The organism is Alteromonas sp. ABH2_165 (assembly GCF_056159945.1).
The window spans coordinates 1-461 of sequence record NZ_JBSWWF010000043.1 but is presented as its reverse complement, the minus strand read 5'-3'; the positions used below and the strand labels follow the sequence as shown (position 1 = coordinate 461).

The window sequence follows — 461 nt, the reverse complement described above, 5'->3', positions numbered from 1 at the left end:
GATGACCTGTGGCTGGGGGTGAAAGGCCAATCAAACCGGGAGATAGCTGGTTCTCCCCGAAATCTATTTAGGTAGAGCCTCGGACGAATTCCTTTGGGGGTAGAGCACTGTTAAGGCTAGGGGGTCATCCCGACTTACCAACCCTTTGCAAACTCCGAATACCAAAGAGAACTATCCGGGAGACACACGGCGGGTGCTAACGTCCGTCGTGAAGAGGGAAACAACCCAGACCGCCAGCTAAGGTCCCAAAATATTGCTAAGTGGGAAACGATGTGGGAAGGCTAAGACAGCTAGGAGGTTGGCTTAGAAGCAGCCATCCTTTAAAGAAAGCGTAATAGCTCACTAGTCGAGTCGGCCTGCGCGGAAGATGTAACGGGGCTAAGCAATATACCGAAGCTGCGGCAAAGTACTTGTACTTTGGGTAGGGGAGCGTTCTGTAAGCCGCTGAAGGTGAACTGTGA

Annotated in this window: 1 rRNA gene; it reads left to right on the top strand. The window is 52.1% G+C overall.

Annotated features, from left to right (window positions below):
* Positions 1-461: ribosomal RNA gene (locus ACXAFQ_RS20530) — 23S ribosomal RNA — on the top strand; the annotation flags it as partial.